The 21,465-nt window shown below is 43.6% G+C and carries 16 protein-coding genes; 6 read left to right on the top strand and 10 right to left on the bottom strand.

Annotated elements, in window-relative coordinates; genetic code table 11:
* Window positions 1-77 precede the first annotated feature (77 nt).
* Window positions 78-1,194 (bottom strand): peptide chain release factor 2 gene (prfB, locus tag HC643_RS34970; protein ID WP_137986540.1). Its coding sequence is split into 2 segments (ribosomal slippage): window positions 78-1,121 and window positions 1,123-1,194, totalling 1,116 coding nucleotides; the frame shifts between segments, so codons are not numbered across the junction.
* Between the two features lie 179 nt (window positions 1,195-1,373).
* On the bottom strand, window positions 1,374-2,102 hold the full coding sequence (locus tag HC643_RS34975) for a Bax inhibitor-1/YccA family protein (protein ID WP_038082602.1): 729 nt from the start codon (window positions 2,100-2,102) through the stop codon (window positions 1,374-1,376).
* Between the two features lie 379 nt (window positions 2,103-2,481).
* Between HC643_RS34975 and HC643_RS34980 the strand changes: the two genes are divergently transcribed.
* Window positions 2,482-3,273, top strand: a complete 792-nt coding sequence (locus tag HC643_RS34980) for an RNA polymerase sigma factor SigF (protein WP_038082611.1) — start codon at window positions 2,482-2,484, stop codon at window positions 3,271-3,273.
* 44 nt (window positions 3,274-3,317) lie between these two features.
* Here the strand turns inward: HC643_RS34980 and bchD are convergent, their stop codons facing one another.
* From bchD to cysH, 3 genes are all read right to left on the bottom strand, one after another.
* Window positions 3,318-5,414 (bottom strand): magnesium chelatase ATPase subunit D, encoded by a 2,097-nt coding sequence (gene bchD / locus HC643_RS34985; protein WP_038082601.1) that lies wholly within the window; start codon window positions 5,412-5,414, stop codon window positions 3,318-3,320.
* 488 nt (window positions 5,415-5,902) lie between these two features.
* A complete protein-coding gene (locus HC643_RS34990) occupies window positions 5,903-6,724 on the bottom strand; it encodes an EndoU domain-containing protein (protein WP_038082600.1) in 822 nt (273 codons plus the stop codon).
* 122 nt (window positions 6,725-6,846) lie between these two features.
* On the bottom strand, window positions 6,847-7,566 hold the full coding sequence (cysH, locus tag HC643_RS34995) for a phosphoadenosine phosphosulfate reductase (RefSeq protein ID WP_038082599.1): 720 nt from the start codon (window positions 7,564-7,566) through the stop codon (window positions 6,847-6,849).
* 374 nt (window positions 7,567-7,940) lie between these two features.
* Here cysH and HC643_RS35000 point away from each other — a divergent pair, with 374 nt between their 5' ends.
* On the top strand, window positions 7,941-8,864 hold the full coding sequence (locus tag HC643_RS35000) for a phosphotransferase (RefSeq protein ID WP_082051850.1): 924 nt from the start codon (window positions 7,941-7,943) through the stop codon (window positions 8,862-8,864).
* Between the two features lie 50 nt (window positions 8,865-8,914).
* On the opposite strand, the gene HC643_RS35005 is transcribed toward HC643_RS35000, so the two are convergent.
* The 4 genes from HC643_RS35005 to HC643_RS35020 form a co-directional block, all read right to left on the bottom strand.
* Window positions 8,915-10,033 carry an alpha/beta fold hydrolase gene (locus HC643_RS35005; protein WP_038082598.1) on the bottom strand — a complete coding sequence of 373 codons (1,119 nt, stop codon included), beginning with the start codon at window positions 10,031-10,033 and terminating at the stop codon, window positions 8,915-8,917.
* 134 nt (window positions 10,034-10,167) lie between these two features.
* Entirely contained in the window at window positions 10,168-11,865 is a 1,698-nt protein-coding gene (locus tag HC643_RS35010; RefSeq protein ID WP_038082597.1) for an FAD-dependent monooxygenase, read from the bottom strand.
* 264 nt (window positions 11,866-12,129) lie between these two features.
* Window positions 12,130-12,498: a hypothetical protein gene (locus HC643_RS35015; RefSeq protein WP_050046501.1), complete on the bottom strand. Its 369-nt coding sequence runs from the start codon at window positions 12,496-12,498 to the stop codon at window positions 12,130-12,132.
* A gap of 127 nt (window positions 12,499-12,625) precedes the next feature.
* Entirely contained in the window at window positions 12,626-13,381 is a 756-nt protein-coding gene (locus HC643_RS35020; RefSeq protein ID WP_050046500.1) for a hypothetical protein, read from the bottom strand.
* A gap of 1,059 nt (window positions 13,382-14,440) precedes the next feature.
* Between HC643_RS35020 and HC643_RS35025 the strand changes: the two genes are divergently transcribed.
* The 4 genes from HC643_RS35025 to HC643_RS35040 all read left to right on the top strand — a co-directional run bounded on the left by HC643_RS35025 (window position 14,441) and on the right by HC643_RS35040 (window position 18,089).
* A complete protein-coding gene (locus HC643_RS35025; RefSeq protein ID WP_038082595.1) occupies window positions 14,441-16,165 on the top strand; it encodes a pentapeptide repeat-containing protein in 1,725 nt (574 codons plus the stop codon).
* Window positions 16,166-16,459: 294 nt separating this feature from the next.
* Window positions 16,460-17,206: a hypothetical protein gene (locus HC643_RS35030; RefSeq protein ID WP_038082594.1), complete on the top strand. Its 747-nt coding sequence runs from the start codon at window positions 16,460-16,462 to the stop codon at window positions 17,204-17,206.
* A gap of 106 nt (window positions 17,207-17,312) precedes the next feature.
* Entirely contained in the window at window positions 17,313-17,597 is a 285-nt protein-coding gene (locus HC643_RS35035; protein ID WP_038082593.1) for a glutaredoxin family protein, read from the top strand.
* A 156-nt stretch (window positions 17,598-17,753) separates the two neighbouring features.
* Window positions 17,754-18,089 (top strand): hypothetical protein, encoded by a 336-nt coding sequence (locus HC643_RS35040; RefSeq protein ID WP_038082592.1) that lies wholly within the window; start codon window positions 17,754-17,756, stop codon window positions 18,087-18,089.
* On the opposite strand, the gene HC643_RS35045 is transcribed toward HC643_RS35040, so the two are convergent.
* The gene (locus HC643_RS35045; RefSeq protein ID WP_050046498.1) at window positions 18,084-21,206 is read right to left on the bottom strand and encodes a PAS domain S-box protein; all 3,123 of its coding nucleotides are present in this window, start codon (window positions 21,204-21,206) and stop codon (window positions 18,084-18,086) included. The two genes, HC643_RS35040 and HC643_RS35045, sit on opposite strands and share 6 nt — an antisense overlap.
* Between the last annotated feature and the right edge of the window lie 259 nt (window positions 21,207-21,465).

The raw sequence follows: 21,465 nt of genomic DNA on the forward strand, positions 1-21,465 counted from the left end.
TAATAATAATGTAACAGTTTGTATAGTATATCGGTTAGTGGTTAGTCGAGAAACCACTATCAACTAACCACTAACCACTAACTATTTGCCACCAACTGATTTTCCTGCCTGAGATAGGCTTGGATAAATGAATCAATTTCGCCGTTCATGATATCAGCGATCGCAGTTGTTTCTTCGTTTGTTCGCAAGTCCTTGACCATTTGGTAAGGATGGAACACGTAGTTGCGGATTTGGTTACCCCAAGAAGCTTCCACCATATCACCCCGAATTTCTGCGATTTCCTTGGCGTGTTGTTCTTGGGCGATCACCAACAACTTCGCTTTCAACCGAGCGAGGGCTTTTTCTTTGTTTTGCAGTTGGCTGCGTTCTTCCGTACAGCGCACCGCTATACCTGTAGGAAGGTGAACAACGCGCACCGCTGTTTCTACCTTGTTGACGTTTTGTCCGCCTTTACCACCAGATCTAGAGGTTGTAATTTCCAGATCTTTCTCTGGAATTTCCAGTTGTACGCTGTTGTCTAGCTGAGGCATAACTTCTACCCCAGCAAAACTTGTTTGCCGCTTTCCATTGGCGTTGAAAGGCGAGATTCGCACCAGGCGGTGAGTACCCGTTTCCGAACGGAGATACCCATAGGCATAGCGCCCTGTAATTTCTATAGTTGCAGATTTAATACCTGCTTCATCGCCTTCAGACACCTCAGTAATTGCCACTTTATAGCCGTGGTTTTCTCCCCAACGGGTATACATTCGCAATAACATTTCTGCCCAATCTTGAGCATCTGTACCACCAGCACCCGCATTGATTGTCAACACAGCGCCTTTTTCGTCATACAGACCAGAAAGTAATTGGAGTAACTCCCATTGGTCGAGTTCGCGGTTGAGTTTGCTGACAGTAGATTCAGCTTCTTGAAGCAGCCCTTCATCCGTTTCCAACTCTAAAAGCTCTACCACAGCTTTTGTATCTTCCAAATGGGATTTCCACTGGTGATACTGCTGCAAGTGCGATTTCAGTTCATCAAGTTCTTGCAGTATGGTTTGGGCTGTGTTGCGGTCATCCCAAAATTCTGGCTGGGCTGAGATTTTTTCCAGGTCTTGAATTTTAGCAGTCAGTGCGGGTATGTCAAAGATAGTCCTGGGTTTTACCCAGGCGATCGGACAACGTTTCGATTTCGCGTTTGAGTTCTAAGACTTCCATAATGTTGACTGATGAAAGATCGCTTTGGATTATATGCGATCTCTATTAACTTGTTTACTTTTTCATTCTACCCACACTTGAACCAGTAGGTATTTTTTGCCACTAAGAAAATAGGAATTGGGGGTTGGCATCGGGATTAATTTTCCAGTCCCCAGTCCCCGATCCCCAATTCTCAAGACTTAATCGCGACTGTTAAAAGCAATCAGCAATCGCAAGATAAAAATAAAGAGGTTGATGTAAGTTAGGTACATCGATAAAGCGGCAGGTAGATACTGGTCATCGCGGTAAGTCCGGGGCAAGATGTAGAAGTCAACGACAGATGCGCCAATAAATAGAAAGACTCCCACACCCGAAATCCCAATTTCCAGCCAAGTCGGTGTATAAACACCAAACACGCTAAATAAAAATTGCACTCCAACGACGACTAGTAGAGCAATTATTCCTAAGTTAACAGTTCTGCTCAGAGACATACCGTCTGACTCAGAGAGATTTGAGCCAATTTGACGGGCAGCGATAAAAGTGACACCACAGCCGAGGGCTGCAATCCCAATACCTTGTATGCCGACACCTTGAGTTTGCAGTGCAAGAAAAATCAAACCACTGAGAGTGTAACCAGATAAAAGGCTGTAAGTTGCCAACAAGGGTAGTGCAACTTTTTTATTACCTTTTTCTGCAACATTCTGGGCAACAAAGAACAAAATCAATTCCACAATCACTGCCCCAATCACAGTGGGAAAGAACAGCGCTGGGTTAGTACGGATAATACCGAGTCCACCATAAGTCCCCAAAGCCGTGAGAACCAATCCACCTCCCAAGTAGGGCAGAGCATTGGCAATCACGTTGGGACCTAACAGGGCTTGCGTTTTAGCCTTAGAAATCGCTTCTCGGAAGTTGCTGGTATTGCTCATATTTCAAAAGGAAGAGGTTTTTTAGTTAAGAATTGTTGTTTGTGTTTACTTCTATTTTTACCGATCGCTTCTCCTAACAGCCACAAAGAAGAGGAATGCTCCCGATGCAGGAGCCAAAACACTCTTTATTTCCGGTCTCCCGATCTTTACACGATTTAACATTTCTCCGCATACCAGCTAGCTTTCTATGAATCCGGAGGCACAGAAAAAAGAATCAGTGTAAATGCTGATTCTTAGGGGGGAGGCTCCTACAAGTTCAGTGGAACAACGAATGGTGCCTAAAGGGCTTCCTAAGGAAAATAATGACAGCTTTGAAGAACATATACGCAACTCTTATTTTTCCCAAAAACCAGTAGTTACTAAAGAGGAATTTATTATGATGTCAACTAATCAGTCTTCTACCCGGTTTGACGGCATAGAATTATTACAGTTGTACCACCAGAACCCTTCTATTAAACTTCGCAATCAGCTCGTACAGTTACACACCGGGCTGGTACGCAAGATGGCTCATAAATTCAGCCATCAATGCAACGAACCATATGAAGATTTAGAACAAATTGGTTATTTTGGTTTAATAAGAGCTATAGAGCGTTTTGACCCAACCCAAGGCTACGCTTTTAGTTCCTTTGCTGTTCCTTATATTCGTGGTGAGATGCTGCACTTTTTACGCGATCGCAGCACCCTATTAAAAATTCCCCGTCGCTGGCAAGAGTTGTATAATGAAGGACAAAAAGTCCGTAAAGAATTATCGCTAACTTTAGGTCGTCCTCCCAAAGATTCAGAAATTGCCAGAGAACTTAAGGTATCCGTGCAAGAATGGCAAGAAACCAAGTTAGCTGCTCAAAACAGATTGCCTTTAAGTTTAGATGCTACCGTAGTTCAAAACGTTGACTGCCAAATCACCTTAGGAGAAGCATTACCCTGTCCTCGTTCTGCTGTTATCCAACAATTAGAAGAAGAACAGCAACAACTTCAAGGAGCAATTAATAAGCTAGAAGACAAGCCCCGCATGGCAGTTGAAATGGTGTACTTGAAAGAATTGTCTCGGAAAGATGCAGCCAAGAAAATTGGTACCAGCCCCATGACAGTCACCAGATATCTCCAAAAAGGAATCCAAGACTTAGTCACCATGTTACAACCACAAACAGTTGCAACAGGAATAGCAAGCTAATGGCTAATGGCTAATGGCTAATTGTACAAACCTCCACGAGCCATTTATAAATTTTTCAAATCGGAAATTGCTCCTTTTGTCATAGCAGCAATAGCTTTATCGGTAGCTTTAGGCAAATGATAGTATTTACCTCCAGCATTCTTGGCTAACTCTTTAGCAAACCCAGTAGAAACAAATTTGCTTTCAGTATCTATTACTAATAACTGCATTCCCACAGCTCGTATTCTGGCAGCAATGTCTAACAACTCTGCTTTTATGTCTGGTTTTTGCCCTGGTTCTTGGGGTTCACCCAAAGAACGCGACAAAGGAATATTGCCACGTCCATCGGTGATCGCTACAATTACGACTTGACCGATATCACCACTCATTTGAGCATTTAAACCAACACGTACAGCTTGCGTTAAACCATGAGCGAGTGGCGAACCACCACCGCATGGTAATCTTTCAAGACGATTACGCGCCAGTGCAATAGAACGAGTTGGCGGTAATAAAACTTCTGCTTGTTCTCCTCTAAAAGGAATCAGCGCAACTTGATCCCGATTTTGATAAGCTTCTGTCAGTAGTTGCATCACTGCTCCTTTGGCTGACTGCATTCTGTTCAGTGCCATAGAACCCGAAGCATCCACAATAAAAATAACGAGAGCACCTGCTTTTCTCACCAAACGCTTTGAGCGGATATCACCTTGCTCTACAAAGACTCGCTTTTTTGGAGAAGAGGGGGTAGACAACGGAGAAATGTTGCTACCTTGTCCCTTACTCTCATACCTCTGCCTTCTCGCCTTCTGATACGGGGCTGCAGTTCGGAGAGTCGCATCTACAGCGATGCGCCGTACTTTTCCTTTGGGCAACATCGGTTTGATGTATCGTCCCCGATCTTCTGAAAAAATTAAGCTGCGACTGCCAGATTTTCCTTGTCGCTGTGCCATTTGAGCAAAATAGAGCACGCTGGAGTCGAGAATGACTCCTTCAGGATCGAAGATAAATTCTTCAGGGACACTTGGTGGTTCTTGTTCTGGCTGTTCTTGGTTTTCTTCTTCTTGCTCCTCCTGCTCCTCTTGTTCTTGTTCGGAATTATCTTGAGGTTCTTCTTGATTCTGAGGTGGGGGAGGTGGTGGCGGTGGTTCTTCAGGCGGAGGTGTTTGTATAATAGTTGTCCGTGGAACTATGACGAGTTCCACCGCACGCCGCAAATCTTCAGCAGTGACTTGCGTGCGTCCATCTAAAGCCGCAGATGCTTTGGCAACTCGCACGGCAAATATTTCAGCACGATGTCCCTGAACTCCGCCACGGACTGCTTCTTCTACCAAGTAACCAATTTGTTCGTGAGTGATGGTCACTTCTTTTAACCATTCCCGTGCCAAGATAATTTGGGTTTTGAGGGCGTCTATATCTTCGCTGTACTGTCTGAGAAATTCTTGCGGCGATCGGGAGTAGGAAATTGCTTTTTCGACTGCTGCGACTCGATCGTCTAAACCAAGGACACCATCAGCAGAAAGTGCGATCGCAATTCTATCGAGTAAGTGTTCTCGCAGAGTTCCTTCTTCTGGATTATAGGTGGCGATGAATAAGGACTTGCAGGGATGCTGAAAACTAATCCCTTCCCGTTCTATCTGGTTGCGTCCCTCTGATAAGACTGTGAGAAGCTGATTTGAAATTTGATCGTCTAATAAGTTAATTTCATCCACATAAAGAACACCTCGATTTGCTTGAGCAAGCAAACCGGGTTGAAAAACGGTATCGCCTTGTTTTACCGATTCTTCTACATCCACAGAACCCAAAAGTCTGTCCTCTGTTACGCCCAATGGAATTTGGACAAAAGGTGCGGGAATGATTTCTGTTTCTACTGTTGTGGACTGGGTATCCTGCGCTTCAAGGTGTTCTAAAATTTTGTCATCCCATTCTTCTGGATGATTGGGGTCGCAATTGCTAATAGAACCTTTAACAACTTCAATCGGTGGGAGTAAGGCGTGGATGGCACGCGCCATAACTGATTTTGCCGTACCGCGACGACCTGCGATCGCTACACCTCCCAAACCCGGATCGACTGCAGCTAACAGCAGGGCTATCTTAATTGCTTCTTGTCCGACAACGGCTGTCAGGGGAAAGGCTGTACTGAGAGGGTTAATGGTAGGCGCGGGCATAGACATTTTGAATAAAAGTTAATCTAGAATTTCAGCATACCAAACATGATTGTCCCTGAAAATCCAAGTTGAAGGCGATCGGGTTTTTGCAGTCGCATAATATACTGTTAATTTTAGGTTAGAGGATATCTGAAAAGTTTTTGGCGATCTATCAAAGTTTCACAGATCCTCCCAAATCCACTTTCAGAAGGAGCATCTCAATTTGGAAAAAACACACCTGCGATTGGAAATCGCGGCTATACAAACAAAGTCCGCCTGCGCGGACTGCTCTTAAGCCTGCCTCCGCAGGCTTAGCTTGTATAGCCGAGGCAGCGCGTTGCGGAGAGCAGTGCGGTCTTGGGCTTTGCCCAAGAGGAGCAACTGCGGAGGGTTCCCCCCGTTGAAGCGCCTGCCGTCCAGAATTCTATTCTGAGGGCAATGTGCCAAATTGGGATGCTCCCCTTTAACAAGGGGGACTGCGGGCTTACTCGTCTTTGCGGTTAATAATTTTATAAGTACGAATCTTTACATTTTTCACCATTAGGCGTCGCATCGGGGTAGTAGGTAATTATTGCCTTTTCCTTCCTGACAAAAACTGTAGGAAAAATTTTTCCAGTTTCTCGATCGCTTGCATTATATATGCAAGCTCCGTCAGTTTCTCCTTGCAGTTTAAAGACTCTTGTGACATCTAAAAGCATTTCTTGAGCATTACTAAGATAACCGTATCCTTTAATAACATCTGTCACTAATTGGTTACCTTGCTTGATGACAACTCCTAATGTATATATAACTCCAGGAACAACTTCCTCGCGAGTCGTATCGCTGACATAGCGTCCTCCAATTCCCAGATTTTGTAATTCTAAATACCTGCCATAAAAATGTAAGCCACCAATATCATTAGCATTATAGATTTCTCCACAAAAAATGTGTTCAAATCCGCGACGTTTAAACCAAATTTCTGTTAAATCTTCTAAAAATTGTGATTTTTGCTTGCGTCCCGGACGCAACTCCCCATTGCTTGCTTGCTGAAGTTTTTGCAAGACATCTGGATAATATGACAGCAACCTTTTGAATTTATTGGGGCTAACTCTAGTCCCTATAGAGCCGCAGACATTCAAGACAGCTTTGTCAAACGGATTCAGTTGTGGTGGTGGCGGGGAAATATCGAGTTGTTGTCCTTCAGGGAAATCTACGGGTACGGGATTGTTTTCACTGTCAAAAAAGGGGATGAGTTTGATATCTTTTTGCTGAGCGTTTGCGGAGTTTTGCAACCAAATTGGGCTAGTCAGCAAAAAGATAGTAAAAATAGGTGCTAATAGCTTGAGTTTCATTTGCAAGATAATTTATTGTACCTAGCAAAAAATGAGCCCTCAAGTGATGGAATTTCCACCCGATTGAGGACTGAGGAAATTTCCACATCCCTTTCAAAGGGATGGGATTCTCTTGGATCTTATTAAATATGAATTCCACACTCTGTTTTACCAGTTCCACGCCAGCGTCCAGCACGCTCATCTTCACCATCTGCTACTGGAGTTGTAATTGGCTCATCACCAATGCTTGGATAACCTTGGTCATGTAATGGGTTGTAAATAACACCGTGTTCTGCAACGTATTCCCAAGATAGCTGGCGCGTCCAATTTGCTAGAGGATTGATCTTGAGGCGCTTGTTACCATCTAATTCAAAGATGGGCATATTAGCACGGGTGACAGCTTGATCGCGGCGACGTCCGGTAATCCACGCAACGGTGTTCAGTTCCAAAAGACCTCTTTGCAAAGGTTCTATCTTGGTAACTTCATGGAATTTAGCGATGTCTGTATCCCAAAGAGCTTCCCCATATTTAGCGACAAAGGCTTCACGACTGTCTACGTCAGGGGTTTTGTAAACTTTCAAATCCAAGTTGTAGATGTCTTTTGCTTTGGCAACAAGTTCTAGTGTTTGTGGGAAGTGGTAAAGGGTATCGAGGAAGATAACGGGGACTGGATGCTTGAGTTCTCGATACAGAATATCAGTAATGATGATGTCATCAACGTTGAAGGCGCTGGTTTGTACCAGTCCGGTTTGGTGATTTTGCACAGACCACGCCAGTATTTCTCTTGGATGAGCGGTCTCGAATCTTTCATTTAACTTGTCTAAGTCAAGAGTGGTACTTTGGGGTCTAAACGCAGTGGTCATAATTTTCCAGTCCAATTGTTCCTAGCTTGAATGTAACTTAATTTTACACCACAATGGCACATAACTTGGTCGGAATTCTGGAAAAGATAAATTCAGTACATTGAGTATAAATTAGTATCTTTTAACACCAGTAACAACTTGGCAAATAAGTCTTCCATCTCTAAATTGATGACTGAAGAGAGTTTCAGTAAAAATTATAACTGTAAAGCTTGAGGTGATTGCGGATTATTACCTCCGTTACAGCATAGAGTGTCGCAAAGAACACGAAGGAAAGATAGAACCCTCGACGCAGATGGATTTACGCTTGTGCGAGATAACCAGTTTTTTGTGTATGATATTTTGTATTATAATATAATACAAAGAGTGGATTTTTTATGCATCAAGATTCTACAGAGCAAACAGCTCCGGTGTCGCTTTCTGAAAAACCGGACCGTTCGGTTCTTACTGCTCGTGCAGTTGCTGCATCCATCGCTGTCGCTTCTGCCCATGGCATTCGAGTTGAAGACCCCCATGTACTGCATAATACTTATTCGGTGAGAGTCCACCTGCGACCCGCGCCAGTGGTCGCCCGGATCGGTACGATCGCTCCCATATTGCGATCGCCTATTGAGTCTTGGTTGGCACGCGAACTCTGTGTAACTGAGTTTTTGGCAGCGCAAGGTGCTCCAGTGGTTGCACCTAGCGACCTCTTACCGCCAAGCCCCCACGAACACGATGGTTTTATGATGAGCTTTTGGCGCTACGTTCCACCTGTCTCTGACACTTTACCAGATCCTGCAATCGTCGGGCGAATGCTTGCCGATTTGCATACCGTTCTGCGGGATTATCCTGGCGAACTACCGCTTTTGACACCTCTTAACGATATTCCACGCGGGCTTGAGCGTCTGAAACAGGTTGGTAACATTCTTCCTGAAAGCGATCTGACACTGCTACAAGAAACATACGACCGCCTGCTTCCTGAATTAGATAACTCTGTTGGTTCATTGCAACCACTGCATGGAGATTCTCATGCATTCAATTTAATCCACACTTCAGAAGGGATATTGTGGAACGATTTTGAGGACACTTGTAAGGGTTCTATCGCTTGGGACTTAATCAACCTTAACGATGAAGGCATCTCAGCTTATCCTAACGCTCCCGACCTTGGAAAGCTAGAGCCATACCATAAGATGCGGCAGTTACACGCTGTCGTCTGGGTATATGCACTTCTGCCAGAGTTACCGGATTGGGTTGAACCTGCTAAAGCCATACTCAATAACTTGCGTGCTACAGAAATTGCTGATGGCAAACGTTCTTGAGCAAGCCACCAGCTTTATGGATGCCGATTACAATTAAGTGAATGCGCTGACTACAGTTTAAGGGAACAGGCAGTACAAAAGCTACTTACAGCTTCGGCAAAGTACTGGTTCTGCTCCATTAATGCCATGTGTCCGCCCGGTTTGATAGTGACTCTTTCAGCTTGAGGTAATTCTGCTTTCATGCGATCGCTCGCTACGGGTTTAGTTGCTATATCTGTTGCACCACAAACAACCAAAACAGGAACGTTAATTTTTGCCAGTGTCTCTGTTTCCTCATGTTTAAACATTGCCAATGTACCGCGAGCTAGAACTCCAGGCGAACCTAATGCTGATAATATCGCTGCAAAATTAAGTTGACCGCGTGTTTCTGTACCTGTAAATCCGGATAATTCTACGCTCACATACAGCAAACCATTGAGATATGAAAGCCAAGTCATCAACCATAGAATCGGTGACAGCGCGATCGTGAGGTACAACAGGGGTTCAAGTAATGGCTTTTGCAATTTACGTATCAAACTGCTAAAAATACAAGTCTTGACTGGATTGGTGTAGGTAGTATCTACAAGAATTAAGCCAGCGACCCTTCGCCCCAAATGCTCTGGAAATAACCTACAGAATGTCAGGTTAATCATCCCGCCCATACTGTGTCCGAGCAAAATAACTGGCTTATCTCCTGCTATGGCAACAACGGCTTCTAAATCGCGGGCATATTTCTCAAGGGAGTAATCGTTATTTTTTGGTCTAGTGGATTTTCCCAGCCCTGGTAAGTCCCAAACAATCACGCGGAAGCGATCGCTCAGTTGTCGCTTAGCATAGTACCACACCGTACTGTTGGGTCCCCAACCGTGTGAGAGAATAATTGGTGGTGCATCTTCATCTCCATAAAATTCTACTTGCAATACGCTACCATCAGGTCGTGACAGACGCTTTACGGTTTGGCTGCGGATAAATTTTGGTTCTTCTACTCCACGACGACGTAGCAGGGGCAAACTTATAAAACGACCGCCAAAAGACCACAAAACCATCGCCAGCCCACCTACTAAATATGGAGTCCCTACCAATTCCCGTTCATACCACTCATAAAGAATGTAGATTCCCCCACCGAGAACCCCAATCGATAGCAGTTGAAAGAACCATACGAGCAGGAAATTGAGAGGCACGAACACCATGAGCTTAAACCTCATAAGCTGCGTTGTCTTTTAGGTTCATACCACAGTGACAATCGTTTAATTTTCCACCTCAAGAATGATTTAAAAGCTGTTCTTAGGGCGATCGCAATTTAATGACTTAGAAGTTTGAGATATTATTGAAATTTTCCTAGATTCAATTTAGTCAGAAATGCCTGAAATGGCTGTAAGTCAACAGGTTGACTGCGAAAACCGATGTAACCATCCGGACGGACAAGGTAAAGGCACTCGAAATGTGCGCCATAGCGACAGTGCATTTCGCCAGTAGTATCAATCAATTCCAGGTCATTACCACTGATGGATTGAGTTGTAACGAGGTAGGGTTGAATCAATGCCCCATGTTGAGCTTTTATCTGTTGAACCCATCGATTTAACTGTTGAATGCGTTGCGGCTGGACAGAAATGCCCGTAAATATCAATAATTGATGACGTGGATCGTTTGCCCAAACTTCAAATAATCGTTGGGTCTTGCCTTTTGCAACTACACCGATGGCATCAGGAGCGCGATCGCCCGCAGTTGCACCTCGATCAAAATCAAAATGGTCGCGGATTCCAGGAGATGAACCACTTTGAAACAACGTTTGCAATCGCTCTAAGAGCGGCATTTCATATTCATCTACGATGGAGCTATGGCGATAGTTAATGGTAAAACCAGCGATCGCCCGCCGACCTAGCGATTGCACAAATCCTAAATGGGTAGCGAAGGTGAGTAGGTGATTTCGCAGGTCAGTGGCGATCGGCTGGCGGAGCATGAGGGCGTGTTCTGCTACTTCTGTGGCAGGTAACAACTGTTTGATAATGGGATAGCGTTCGCTGTGGTAACTATCTAACAACGCCTCGTTACCAAAGCCTTTAAGAGATAGAGCGAGTTTCCACGACAGGTTGTAAGCATCTTGAATTCCCGCATTCATCCCCTGTCCTCCAACCGGGCTGTGAATGTGTGCCGCATCGCCAGCCAGGAATACCCGTCCTTGACGGAATTGCTGCACCATCCGACTGCTAATGTAAAAAGCAGAAGCCCACGTGATGTCGTGAAGCCGTGCGTTAATGCCAGGATGTTCATCCATTAATGCTTGCATCAATTCCAGTGTTGGTTTTTCGGGCTTCATGCGTGGATCGTCTTGTTGCATGGAGACGATGACTCGCCAAAGTCCTCCAGGCATTTCTCCAAACACCAACATCGATTTTGAGTTCATGTAGAGATATCCATCCTCACCGGGTCTTTCCTGTTCCCAGTCAATCTGGCAATCAACGAGATACTGTCCTTGCATCTTGACCCCTTCAAAGTCAAGATTGAGCAACTTGCGGACGGTGCTGCGTCCACCGTCACAGGCAACTAGGTAGGATGTTTCCACCTCTTCTTCATTACCATTGGCGTCTCGTAGAGTTACCCAAACATTGTCAGTAGTTTGTTTGAGTGCTGTCATTTCTACTGGACGCTCTACAACTACGCCAAGCTCTTCTAAGCGACTAAGCAAAATTCGCTCTGTCCCGCTTTGGGGCAGCATCAGCAAGAAGGGATAGGGAGCATCGAGTTCGTCAAAGGTGAGGCGACCAAGGTATTTACCCTCAGCATAGAAAGAGAAACTATGCACTTGCCGTCCCTGCTCCAGCATGGGTTGTAAGACTCCCATGTGTTCAAAAATTTCCATCGTGCGGGAGTGAGTGCCTAGTGCCCGCGATTCTATTAGGGGACGTGGCATAACTTTATCGACAATGCGACAGGAAATGCCCTGTTGTGTGAGTGCGATCGCCATAGTCAAACCCGTTGGTCCAGCACCGACGATCAATGCTTGTGCTTGAGAGTGAGTCATCGTGTTGCCATTCTTCTTTAATGCGTCTCATTAAATTTTACTAAACTGTTTAGTAAACTTACCACACGGTTTAGTAAAATAATCCTTAAGATGGAGTCAGTTAAACTCGCTTAGTTTGGTAAAGCCCTCAAGTTTCCTAAGCTCATCTCAAACCGGAAGCAGATTTATGGCAGCAAGAGCAGTGCAGATCGACGAAAAGTTAGATATTAATTCCTCTCACCCTTTAAAAATGAGCGATCGCAACTTAATGAAGAGTGTTGTTGACTAGGTTGTCATTTTACCTTTTAGCAAAAGATAAATAGAACCAGGTAACCAAAAACCCAAAACTATGGATAAACGCGAAGCGACTCCTATCCAGTTCAAGCTGCGATCTTGAAAACTGCTATATATTGAGAAAACACAGGAGACAACACCGATTGCACCGATGATTCGTAAGGTAATGGGATGACTTTTAGGAAAGAAACACGCAACAGCAAACGTTCCACACAATCCTACCAATCCTGCCAGAAAAAGTATGAATTCTAGCTGTTTGTCGGGTGGTCGAGTAGCAAATACATCTGGAGCCTGTACCAGAAGAGAAACAGCAGCTACTATTGATGATATTCCCAGCACAATCCATACAGTTCTACTCACGATCGCTCTCCCACAGGAAGTTAACTGTGTACTCCATCCTCTATTTCATTCTTGAGGATTGTACTGGTAGTATTCCCATAAATTCAAACTTTATAATAGAATTCGTGTTTGAAATCGCACATAAAACTTAATATCCTTGCCAGACAAAATAGGGAATTATTCCCGCTACCATACCTAAAACAGCAGTTACAGTCGTCGCCAAACGTGTTTGTAATTTACCATACTTGTACTGGAAATTCTGTAATAAGAGAGCAGTGCTGCTCGCTATTGACCAACTCATAATTATGAAGCTGAAAAAGAGAGCTTTAGTAGCATCTAATGTTCCCATTTCTACTTGAGTTGTACTAATTAACCAAATTCCATTTAGCATTCCACAAAGAACTATAATCTTGTCTTGGGGGATTTTAAAAAAACTAATTCTTAGAAGAAAGATTGTAGAGATAGGTAAACTAAGGACAAGAATCATAAAAGCTCCAACGATCAATGAATTAAACATACTCTTTAAAAGAGTAAAAGATATGAAAATTTCCAGACCGAGCAGTACACTTATAAATGTACGACCAAGCTTGTCATGTTTATCTTCTAAAAAATTTACTTTATTCTTGATATGGAAATCTATTAAATTACGAGCAAAAATATAACAAAAGACACTTGTAGATAAGTTTATAAGGAAGAAAGGTAGCCCAAAAACAGAAAAAATAGAAAAAGTCCCTAAAATACCCCCAACTCCAGAAAGAAAACCTGCGCCAGCCAGAATACCGTTATATGCAAGTTTTTTAGGTATTAAACTGGCTAATACTAAATTGATTGCAAGTGCTAGAAATTCACAACCAACCAAATTAGTGAGAGATTTCCGCGTGAGAAATCCAACAGCCAAACTCATTAAACAGTACCAAAAGAAACAAAAGCATATACAAGAGAAGGTATTATTTTTTATATTTTTAAGTATCATAATTTAAATGACTGGTAGATGAGATAGTATCAATCCGGTTAATTATCAAAGCGATAAGACGATTTTTTCCGTGCTCTGGTAAGCTCTCTTCAATTTAAAAGTTATTTAACTTGCTAGCATTGCATACCCTTCGTTTCACCAATCAAATAAGATTGCTGTAGTTGCTCTGTCTTCGCTATCACCAACAATGTATAGCGTTAATTAAGAAAATTTGTACTTATCGGTAGAAATTAACCGTATATTGCCAATTTAACCCATTCTTAAAATTTTTATACTGTAAATTCTACGGATTCCGCTCAAAATCTAAATTTTGTAGTTTTTCACAATCATTCTTGAAAAAAAGTTCGCCCTGAGGGTATTTGGAAAGCAGAAATCTTGAGACAGTGCTTGGGGCTTAGGTTCAGCCAAGGAATGAAAACAACGTACCTTGTAGCCCCACTTGGAATTTTCTGGTGTTTAAATAAGCAAATACTGGAGTGTTTATGAAGTTAGGTAAAGCTTTTTTAAGTTTTAGGATGATTTGATTGAACTATGTAGAGGTACTGATATCTTTAAAAAACATACCTTAGAAGCAGAGGTTTAAGAAATGAACGGTTCAAATACTCCAAATCCAATCGGTGTATCAGTTGCAATGGGAGCTTTAGTTGTGCTGACAAGTGCTGGAATCATTACCATCATGAGCCTCTTCTAGGGCAAAAAATTTTAAATTTAATAAAAAACTTTACAAAAGCCCCTCCAAAAAATGAGAGGGGTTTTTACATTTAGTAACAACGTTTTAAGAAGGTAGAATTTTCTCCCTTGTCTCCCCCCTCTCCCTTATCTCCCTTATCTCCCTTATCTCTCTTATCTCCCCCCTCTCCCTTGTCTCCCCTCAATCCCCAGGAACAAACTTAACGAGAGAAGCATCTGTTATGGGAAATAGCTTTTCAGATACATCGGTATCTAGCTAAGTCGGTCAGGTATCTTCCTGGTTAAGCGCAAGTAATGGTAATGTTTAGATCAACGACTCCCTATAAAAGAAGTATTCAAAAGTTTTTCGCTACTATCGCGTTCTTTGCTCCAATATTAGTAGCACTTCCGAGTTATGCTGAAAAACCAGAACACGTTAAACAGCTAACGGAAACTAACAGATGTTCTAAATGCGATCTTAGTTACACTAACTTCAGCCGGAAAAATCTCGTTCGTGCTGACTTGTATGATGCTAATTTAACAAATGCAGACTTAAGTGGTACAGACTTAAGTGGTGCCGATCTTAGAGATACTGATTTAAAAAGTGCTAAGTTATTCCGTGCAAATCTATTTCGCACTGACTTGAGTGGAGCTAATTTAAGTAATGCCGATCTCAGTGGTGCTAATTTAAGTGGTGCAGACCTCAGAAATGCTAATTTAAGCAATACAAATTTAAGTAATGCCGATCTCAGTGGCGTCAGTCTCAGTGGAGTTACTCTCACTAATGCGGATCTTCGGGGCGTGCGATTGAATAATGTCAACCTGAATGGTGTGAGTTTTGATGGGGTGAACTTGAGTGGCGTAGATTTGAGAAATGTGAATCTTATTGGTGTTTCTCTCAATGGTGTTAACCTCAGTAGGGCAAACTTGGATAGCTTTAACTTGAGAGGCGTGCAGTTGAAAAGTGCCAATCTCAGTTATGCTAACTTGCGCCGTGCGGATTTGAGTAATACCAACTTGCAAGGAAGTAATTTGCAATATGCCAATCTTGATAACGCCGACTTAAGTGGCGCACAACTCGCGGGTGTGAATTTTAGGGGCGCAACTCTGCTTGATGCAGATCTTAGGGGTGCGAATATAGATACCGCTCAGTTACCAAGTGATGGTTTTATTGCGGAGGCTCCCGATTATACCCGCTGGGGGGATAATCGTTATAAAAAGAGCGATTATAAGAATGCGATCGCCTACTACAATCGAGCAATTGAAGTCAATTCCAAATTTGCGGAAGCTTACACGAGTCGGGGTCTTGCTAAGAGCCAACTGGCAGATAATGAAGGTGCGATCGCCGATTACAATAAAGCCATAGAAGTTGACCCCAATTATGCCAGAGCATACAACAGTCGGGGATTAACGCGCCTCGACCAAAAAGACTACCCAGCCGCCTTAGCTGATTTTAATAAGGCGATCGCTATAAATCCTAAATATGCCGAAGCGTATAACGGACGGGCGACAATTTACCGCATTCAAAAAGATTATGCAGCTGTCATTGCAGATGCTTCTGAAGCTATTCGTCTAAATCCTAAATTATCTGAGGCATATAATAGCAGGGGTGTGGCTCAGTATGCCCTGAAAAACTACACCGCAGCACTTAAAGATTTTGACAAAGCCATTGATAATTCTAACAATTGGGCTTGGGCTTATTTCAATCGGGGGCTGACTCGTCAAGCTCTAGACGATTACAAGAATTCAACAAAAGATTTCGATAGGGCTATCGAGCTAGATAGTGATTATACTGAAGCGTATTATCAACGAAGTCTTGCTCGCTTTGCTCGTAAGAAGTATGATGATGCGATTAAGGATTGCGATCGCGCGATTGAACGCAATTCCAAGTACGCAGAAGCCTATGAAAACAAGGGGAATTCCCTGTTGGCTTTGAAAAAGGTATCTGAAGCTAAGCAAGCTTTTGAGCAGGCTGCAAAAATCTACAATCAGCGCAATGACACTAGTGGTTTAGAAAGGGTGCAACAACTGATTGCAGCGCTGTAAGGGAACACAAAAAAATAAATTTCTCTGAAGAAAAACATCCCAACTCTACTACGTTGGGATGTTTTTCTTATACTAATTCTATATGAGGTTGCGCTTAAAATTCCCTCACATTAGAAATGTGGGGCTATACAAACAAAGTCCGCCTGCGCGGACTAATTAGATGCATCTTTATCTTTATAGAAAATTGGTATTAGATATTTTTTGCTAGCAAATATGGGGATACAATTACCTATGCTTGCGACAAAGCGGCGCGTTAAAAATTGCAATTTACTTCAAATGGTTGTGAAATAATATATGGTTTTGATTCAAAATTCCTGTCATGAATGTCATAACTTGATTCCGTTTAAAATTGGGCAAACAGCAATCAATAATAAGCTAAGATGGTACATTTCCTATAGTTGTCCTTTTTGTGGCTCTTCAATGGAATTTGACGGGATTGGCTACTCACCAGAAGAGATACGACAAGAAATTTTGAAAGATGAGGGAGAATGGGAGATAATAATCGAAAATTTTAACCAACAAAAGCAAAATATTACCAAATCATTACGCAAAATACTAGAACTGTCTGCATTAGAATTACATCAAAAGCTTAAAACTCTTAGGGAAAACCCTTCCATTCTATATAGTGGTACTCAATCTGAAATGGAATGGCTGTATACCTATCTCAAATCAGATGGTATAGAGTCAATAGTTTTGCAACCTAAGATAGCAGAAAGAATGAATAGTTCAACTAATAAATTTGATATATGGGTTGAGATCGATGAGTATAGTACAACAGAGGAGCAGCATTTTGATGATGAGTTTTGCAATGCAATAATACAGTTTTTGGATGGTTCGCGAATTGGTCTTAATATCTGGAGTGAAAAATACTTCTACGATCGAGTAAAAAATCTTGAATGGGTAGAGGAACAAGTTGCCATTTTGCCAGATCTTGTAGTACGAGATTTCAACGCTTCATCGATTCGGCAAGCTATTACAAACCTAGTGAATAAACACAATTGGTTGGAAGGACGCGGCTTTCCTTATCAAAGCGACGACTGACTCCACAGTGATATAAAATTTTGCCTGCTTGTTCGTGATACTGAATTTCTCTACATGACTTGCCGTGCAGTGTAAGATATGAAAGCGTATCAGTTCACTTGAGGCAATGCGATTAATTTTGTACAGCAAGCCGGGATGTCATTTGTGTGAGGGTTTACAAGAAAAGTTGGAACAAATTGTGGAGAAGCAAAGTATTACATCTCTACAATTGGAAATTCGGGATATTACGACTCGTGACGATTGGTTTCAGGCGTATCAATACGAGATTCCAGTACTTTGTCTTGTAAACAGTAGAGGCGCTGAGGAAGAGGGAACAGAGCAGCCTTTACCTCGCCCTTCTCCTAGAGCGACGGTGCAGCAGCTGGAAAAAACGCTTCAGAAGTATGTTTAGAAGAAGTTTTTTGTAAAAATGGTATCATGTCTGGTTAATTATTAGTTTGTAGTTGCGCTGTCTTCGTATGCATTCCAACTACAAACTGAAAAATTAAGTGTTTATCCGCCGAACTTGATATGACTCGCTCTTCCTAAAAACAAACTGAACAAACAGATGCCTAATACTGAGAGTTTTAATGATAACCAAAAAGAAATTTCCGAGGAAGTCAGGCAGTCTGCTGAACAAGCACGAGAGTCTGCTGAACAAGATAGGCAGTTTGCTGAAAACGTTCGTCACTTAGAGGAGGAAGTACGGCAGAAGAATGAAAAAGTACGAGTTGAAAGCGAAAAAGCACGAGAGTCTGCTGAGCAAGCACGAGAATATGCTGAACAAGCACGAGAGTATGCTGAACAAGCACGGCATGAACGAGAGCAGCAACAGATAATTCTAAACGAGATTCAACAGACTCTCAAAGAAATACAAGCTAGAACAAGTGACGCGGGTCTATAACAGTGGTTTGCTCTCTAAATCAGCAATTGCGCTGATTAATACCTCTGGCTCAACAGGTTTGGCAAGATGCCGTTGAAAGCCAGCTGCCATTGCCTGCTGATAATTAATATCCCCCGCATAAGCAGTCAAGGCGATTGCCAAAACTTGTCCACCCTGTTCTGGTAGGAGCGATCTCACTTGCTGCATCAGCTTATAGCCATCCCGATTTGGCATCCCAATATCACTAAGCAGCACATCTGGCAGGAATTGGGTTAACAGTGCTAACGCTTCATCTGCGGAAGTGGCTGTCATGACGTTTGCTCCGGCTTGCTCCAATACAAAAGCGATGAACTCTAACGAATCGATCTCATTGTCAACTACTAAAATTTGCGTGCCTTGTAAACTACCAGCACCCTCAGAGGGGTGATTGTCTTCATGCTCTTGGGGTTGAGCAGGTGTAAGCGGCAGCCTCACCGTAAAGGTTGCCCCCTGTCCTTCACCCGGACTTTCTGCCCACACCGTCCCACCATGCGCCTCAACCAATTGACGCACGATCGCCAACCCCAAGCCCAATCCTCCAAATCGGCGGGTAGTCGCTCCATCAGCTTGCCGAAAGTAGTCAAATACAAATGGCAAAAAGTTGGGATGAATGCCAATGCCTGTGTCACGGACGGTAATTTGGGCATACTTTGTCATTTTTCCTACCCTGCAGGAAACTGCTGACGCGTCTGTGTCATTTGTCATTTGCTCTTTGCCTTTAAGTGATGACATTGACAAACACACTTCGAGCCGCCCTCCTGACGGTGTGAACTTAACCGCATTGGAGAGGAGATTCCAAACGACTTGCTGTAATCGGGTGGCATCTCCCAAAATAGATGGAATTTGAGGAGCGAGCGTTGTCTCTATCTCAATCGATTTGGCTTGGGCTGCCAACTGTACAGTTTCAATGGCTGCTTGAATGGTTGCCGCCAGATTAACTTGCCCCACATTTAGACTGAGCTTACCGCGTAGAATGTGGGAGATATCCAGCAAATCCTCAATCAGTTGGGCAAGCAATCTGGCATTTCGCTCAATGGTTGCCCAGGCTTTCGCTGTTTGGGCTTTATCTAGATTGCCTCTTTTAATCATCTGAAGCCAACCCAAAATTGGATTAAGGGGCGATCGCAACTCGTGCGATAGCACTGCCAAAAACTCGTCTTTCATTCGGTTGACTTCCTGCGCCTGCTGGTAAAGACGGGCGTTGTCTAACGCCAATGCTGCCCGATGTCCTAATTCTTCTGCCACTGCCACATCTGACTTTTGGTAGTAGCGCTTGGAGTTTGCGCTTAAGCAAATGGTTAATACTCCGAGTTTTCGACCATGAGCAATCAGAGGGACGGCGATTAGCGATCGCATCTGGCAGTCTCGCATGAATTGCAGATGGTCAGCACTGGTGGCTGCTGTTTGCATCCATGCCTCAGTGACATAAGGCACAAAGTTAGCTTTGCCACTGGCAAGGACGTTCATAACGGGATGGCTTTCATAGTCTTGCGGCGGCACATAACGCTGTAACTGCTCAAACCAATTGAGCATTGTCGGATCGCGGTGATGCCAGCCAACTCGTTCGATCTGGTGATTGGAATTGAGGAGATCGAAGAAACAAAAGTCAGCTAGAAACGGCACGGAGATCCGCGCAATATTAAACACTGTGGTTTTGTAATCGATCGATTTTGCCAAAACTTGACTGGCATCTGCCAGAAAACGCTCGCGTTCCTCTGCCTGGTGCGATCGCGTTCTATCTCGCAAAATCTTGACCAGTCCCTGAACGTCGCCTGCTTCATTGTGCAGTTGCATCATCAAGCCACTGGCAAAGAAACGGCTGCCATCTTTACGAAGGTGCCAGCGTTCATCTTCTGCCCGTCCCTGGGTCAGAACGGTCTGAAGTTCCTGCTCGGCTTGTCCGGTTTCTTTATCCTCCGGTGTAAAGATAATGCGACTGTCATGACCGATAATTTCTGCCTCTTTGTAGCCTAACAACCGCTCGGCTCCAGAATTCCAACTGGTGATGTGTCCATTAAGGTCGAGCGTAAAGATGGCATAATCTTTCGCACTTTCAACAATTAGACGAAAACGGGATTCACTTTCGCGCAAGGCGGATTCTGCTTGCTGGCGTTTGGCTTTGTCCTGTTTGCGCCCGGTAATGTCTCGAAAATAAATACTGAAACCAGCCTTACAGGGATAGGCATGAATTTCTAGCCACATGGAAGAAGGTTCATCGAACACCTCAAAATGTGCTGCACCCGGTTCTGCCACAATCCGACGATAAGTTTGCTCCATGACTGTACCAATCGCCCAGGGTTGCATTTCTTGCCACGTCTTAGCAGTCATTTCCTCCGGTTGCAGTTTCGTTAATCGGGCAGCTTCCTGATTGACATAGGTAATTCGCCATTCCCGATCGACACACACGAAGGCATCTGTAATACTTTCAAGAATATCAATGGCTCGTTGCGCCGATTCATCCAAGGCTTGACGGGTTGCCTCAGCTTCAGCACGGGCAACTTGCTCGCGCTGCAAGGCAACAATAGCCGTTTGACGCAGATGAATACTCTGTAGGGCAGCAGAGGTAAAGTCAGCAAGGCTGGTCATAATCCGCACGTCTTCAGCATCAAACCGCCGTGCTTCGTCATGGGACACAATCCAGATCGTACCCAACGGTTGATTAGCATTCATCAACGGAATCACTAAACCTTCAACAATGATAGGTTTTGCTATCTTAAGGTAGGGGAAGTACCGCTCGGGATAGGAATAAAGTTGAGGAGCTTGGCGGTCCAGACAGATGCCGCAGGGACTAAAGTTTTTGGGGGTTGTCTCTCCCTCATAGCTTGCTAACGCTCCAGCAAGCGCACTCCAGCGAAAGATTTCTTCCCCATCATGAGTCACTTCCAGTAAGCTCACTCCAGCGGTTCCCGCCAGACAAAGCTCCTTCGCAGCAGAGACTAAGGCTTGGAGCATCATTTGAGGTTGCTCTGCCAGTTGCCGAGTCAGCAAGTGAAGAGATTGAATTTCAGCCTGTAAGTTAGGGGTTCTAGGCGATCGCTCAGCTAACGCTGCTGTCATCAAAATATCGTCTAAACTTACAGAAGGAACTGTTTCAGACATCCAATTTCTCCTCTGGGAAATATTTCTTCAACAAAGCTTTCCCAGGTTCGCCAAGCGATCGGGTCATCACTCTCTAGATTTAGATAAAATTATCATAGGACAAGTAGTATAACCCAGCTTACCTTCTTAAGACAGAGATGGGAAATTTTCTCCAATCGGAGGAGAAGTAGCTAATAAGCCTTATTGCTCCTAGCTAGAAACATAGGGGTGGGTGCGTTAGGTAGGGTACTGTACAGATAAAAAAAAGGTGTATTCTTAG

It is taken from the genome of Tolypothrix bouteillei VB521301, assembly GCF_000760695.4.
Lineage (GTDB): Bacteria > Cyanobacteriota > Cyanobacteriia > Cyanobacteriales > Nostocaceae > Scytonema > Scytonema bouteillei_A.